A 4,183-nucleotide genomic window follows, 5' to 3' on the forward strand; every position below is an offset into this window, starting at 1 on the left:
GTGCCCGACGGGGCTGCGACCGCGCCGTCCGTGCCCGACGGGTCCTCGACCCCGCCGTCCGTGCCCGACGGGTCCGCGGTCGCGTCGTCCGCCACCGCGACGGCGTCGTCCGCCACGGCGACCGCCGGGGCGGCCGCGAGGTCGACGCACACCGAGCCCTGCCGCACGCCGTGCACGGCGAGCCCCACCGCCAGGAGCACCCGCTCGTCGCTCTCGCCGCCCAGCCGGCCGAGCCGCTGCGCGACGTGGACGTCCGCCGCGGTGAGCACCCCGGCGCGGTTGAGCTCGCCCAGGGCGCCCGCGGCCCGCACCGCGAGGCGCGCGTCGTCCGGCACGAGGTCGGCCGCGCCGGCCGCCGGGGGCACGGGCGTGCCGGTGGCGCTCATCGCGGCCTCCCGTCGAGCAGGTCGGACAGCTCCGTCACCAACGCCGTCGGCGGCCGCCAGCCGAGCACGCCGCACGGCGTGCCGTCCACCGCCGGCGTGGTGGGCCCGGCCATGCCGCGGACGAACAGGTACAGCGCGCCGCCGAGGTGCGCGTCGGGGTCGTAGCCCGGCCGCCGCCAGCGCAGGTAGCGGTGCAGCGCGGCCGCGTAGAGCAGCAGCTGCAGGGGGTAGTGGGCGTCCAGCATCGCCCGGACCAGCGCGTCGGGGCGGTAGTACGCGAGCAGGAGGTCGACGTCGGGGGGCGCGAGCCGGTTCGTCTTGTAGTCGACGACGAGGTACCGCTCGTCGCCGCCGGGGCCGGGGACCCGCAGCACCGCGTCGATGCTGCCGGTGAGGTAGCCGCGCAGCGCCTGGTCCGCCACGAGCGGGTCCTCCAGGCGCGCCGCGTAGCCCGCGAACGGGTCGCCGGCGGGCAGATGACGACGCAGCAGCGCCCCGATCTCCCGGACGGTCGCCGCGGCGGGGCCGGGCGTGTCGCCGCCCGCGAGCGGCAGCTCGAACTCCAGCTCCGGGAGCCGGTCGCGGGGGTAGACGTCGGCCAGGGTCCGCCCGCCGGCGAGCGGCCCCAGCGGCGTGCGCAGCACCGCCCCGAGCCCGTGCGCCAGCGCCCGGGGGTCCACGCCGGCGCCGCGCAGCAGCGTCGCCTCCTGGCACCGCTGCAGGAGCTCCGCGTCGAGGTCGGCCGCGCCCGTGTCGACGTGCTCCAGCACGAGGTGCGTGAGCGTGCCGAAGGTGGTCCCCGCGGGCAGGTCGGCCAGCGGCGAGCGCTGCGCGAACGGGTCCGGGCCGTCCCCACCGCCCTCGACCGGGGCCGCAGCGGCCGGGGTCCCCGCGGCCCCGAGGGCGTCGGCCGGTGGCGCCGGCGGCTCGTCCTGCGTCCCGGGCTCCTCGGGCTCCGTGCGGCTCCCCGCGTCATGTGCGGCGGCGGTGAGCCCGCTGTAGGAGAGCCGGCGCCACCCCGTGTCGACGCGTCGCCGCAGGCGGGCGACGTGCAGCTCCGGCGGCGGCTCGGCGGGCGGGCTCCAGCGGGCGACGTCCGGCGGCGCCTCGACGACCTCGTGCACGACGGTGCCTCCCGACGCGGAGGCCAGCGCCGCGAGCCGCGCCCGCACCGCCTCGTCGGGCGGCGTCGGGACGCTCGCGGGCGGGGCGCCGTCCGCGTCGCGGCCCCCGAGCAGCAGACGCGTCATGGCCGCCCCTGCCGCGGTCGTGCTCGGCGCCCACCAGAGGACCGCCTGGCTGCTGGCGCGCGTCAGGGCGACGTACGCCAGCCGCAGGTCCTCGCCCAGGTCCTCCTCCAGCGCGCGGTCCCGGGCCGCCGCGTAGGAGGGGTCCCCCTCGCCGCCGACGTGCAGCAGCCGCTCGTCGCCGTCGTGGTAGCGCCAGACGGGCGCGCGGCGGTCCGCCCAGCGCGTCCACCCGAACGGCACGTGGACGACCGGGAACTCCAGCCCCTTGCTCGCGTGCACGGTGATCACCTGCACCGCCTCGGCGTCGGTCTCCAGGCGCCGGCTGCGCTCCTCGGCGTAGTCGGCCTCCGCCTCGTCGATGCGGGCGCGCAGCCACTCCGTCAGCGCCGCGCCGCCCATGCCCTCGGCGCGTGCGGCACCGTGCAGGGCCTCGCCGATGTGCCGCAGGTCGGTGAGCACCCGCTCGCCGTCGCGGCGGCGCAGCAGCCGCTCCGTCATCCCGTCCGCGACCGCGGCCTCGAGCACCGACGCGACGCCTGGACCGGCGAGCAGCGCCGCCCAGGAGCGGACCCGGTCCGTCAGCGCGTCCAGCTCCTCGTCGCCCGCGAGAGCGAGCTGCGCCGCGTCCCAGCCCACGAACGACGTGAGCGCCGCCGCCGCGACGCGCCCCGGGACGCCCGGCTGCGCCAGCGCGGACAGCAGCGTGAGCCACTGCCGGGCCGCCCGGGTCGCGAAGACGCTCGACTGCGCCGAGACCACGGCCGGCACCCCGGCGTCCGCCAACGCGTCCCGGACGGCCACCGCGTCCTTGTTCCGCCGGGTCAGCACCGCGACGTCGCCGGGCCGCAGCGGCCGGCGGCCGGGCCCCGTGCCGAGCTCGAGCGTGCGCAGCTGCTCGACGACCTGCGCGGCGACGTCGGCGTACACGACGGCCCGTGCGGCGTCGACGGGGGGCGGCTTCACGTCCGCGCCGGCCGCCGCGCGCAGCACCTGGCGCACCCGCACCGGCGGCTGGCCGTGCAGGCGCCGGCCCGCACGGGCGGCACGCACGTCGTGCACGACGATGCGCGGGTCGCCGAGCGCCGTCGCGCCGAGCAGGTGCCGCAGGCCGTCCTGCAGGGGCCCGTCGGCGCGCCAGTTCACGCCGAGCGTCTGCAGCGCGTCCGCCTCGCGCCGCGCCGAGAGGTAGGTGACGACGTCCGCGCCGCGGAACGCGTAGATCGCCTGCTTGGGGTCGCCGATGAGGACGAGCGTGCGGTGACCGTGGAACGCCGTGCGCAGGATGTCCCACTGCACGCGGTCGGTGTCCTGGAACTCGTCGACCATGACGACGTCGTAGCGGTCCCGGACGCGCTGCGCGGCGTCCCCGCCGGTCACCGGGTCGGTCAGCGCCGCGCGCAGCAGCGTGAGGAGGTCGTCGTAGTCGAGCAGGTGGCGGGCCCGCTTGCGGGCCTCGAGCTCGGTGCGCACGGCGCGGGCGAGCCGGACGCGGTGGTCCGCCGCGGAGCCGGCCTCCGGCTCGAGCGGCCGCAGCTCGGCGTCGTGGTCGCTCACCGCGGCGCGCGCGACCGTCCGCGCCGCGTCGACGGAGAGCGTGGGGTCGGGCGACGCGGCGTACTTGCGCAGGTACAGGTCGTCGACCACCTCGTCGACGAGGTCCGCGACGTCGGGGACGAAGGTGGTGTCCCGGTCGACGCCCGACGCCGTCCCGAGCACCGCGAGCATGCGCTCGCAGAAGCCGTGGGTCGTGGCGATCGTCGCCGCGTCGAGCTCGGTGAGCGCGACCGCGACGCGCGCGTGCCGGGCGGAGACCTCGCCGTCGGTCCCCTCGGCGAGCAGGCGCAGCACGGGGTCGTCGCCGTCGCGCGCGACCGCCGGCGCCCGCAGCGCGCGCTCGGCCTCGACGAACCGCGCGCGCACCCGGTCGCGCAGCTCCGAGGTCGCCATCCGGCCGAACGTCACGAGCATGAGCCGCGAGAGCGGCGCGTGGCCCTCGGCGACGTAGCGCAGGGCGAGGGCGGCGATGGTCCACGTCTTGCCGGTCCCGGCGCTCGCCTCCAGCACCGTCGTGCCGGCGGGCAGCGGGCCGAGCACGTCGAAGCGTGGGACCTCGGTGCGGGCGTCCGTGCCGGCGCTCACGACCACAGCTCCGTGCTCTCGTGCGCGCGCAGCCCCGACCAGAGGGCCAGGGCGAGCTCGGCGAAGCGGCTCGACACGGCCGGGTCCGTCGGACCGGCCGTCGGGCCGGCCGCCGGCCCGGACGCGACCAGGTCGGCCGTCGTGAACGCGTCGCCCCACGCCAGCCGGTGGTACTCGTCCTTGGCCTCGAACCCGCCGACCCGGTCCTGGGCCGTCCCGAGCTCGCGGCGGGCGGCGTCCAGGGCGTCCTGCTCCGAGGCGCCGGCGAGCAGCGCGTCCGCGAGCACCCAGCTGGTGGCCAGCGGCAGCGGCAGCGGCTCGCGCAGCGCGGCGTCCCGCAGCGCGACCAGCGCGCCGAGCTGCGCACGCGCCTCCTGCGGCTCGGGCGCCCGCAGGTGCGAGACGGCG

At 78.7% G+C, this 4,183-nt stretch carries 1 protein-coding gene and 2 pseudogenes; all 3 read right to left on the bottom strand.

Annotated features, from left to right (window positions below):
• Positions 1-386 (bottom strand): annotated as a pseudogene (locus HGCM_RS20260) (exodeoxyribonuclease V subunit alpha); the annotation flags it as partial.
• A complete protein-coding gene (locus tag HGCM_RS09205) occupies positions 383-3,775 on the bottom strand; it encodes a UvrD-helicase domain-containing protein (protein ID WP_147572771.1) in 3,393 nt (1,130 codons plus the stop codon). The pseudogene HGCM_RS20260 and the gene HGCM_RS09205, both read right to left, overlap by 4 nt.
• Positions 3,772-4,183: pseudogene (locus HGCM_RS17710) on the bottom strand (exodeoxyribonuclease V subunit gamma); the annotation flags it as partial. The pseudogene HGCM_RS17710 and the gene HGCM_RS09205, both read right to left, overlap by 4 nt.

The sequence above is a fragment of the Cellulomonas massiliensis JC225 genome (assembly GCF_000312005.1).
Lineage (GTDB): Bacteria > Actinomycetota > Actinomycetes > Actinomycetales > Cellulomonadaceae > Cellulomonas > Cellulomonas massiliensis.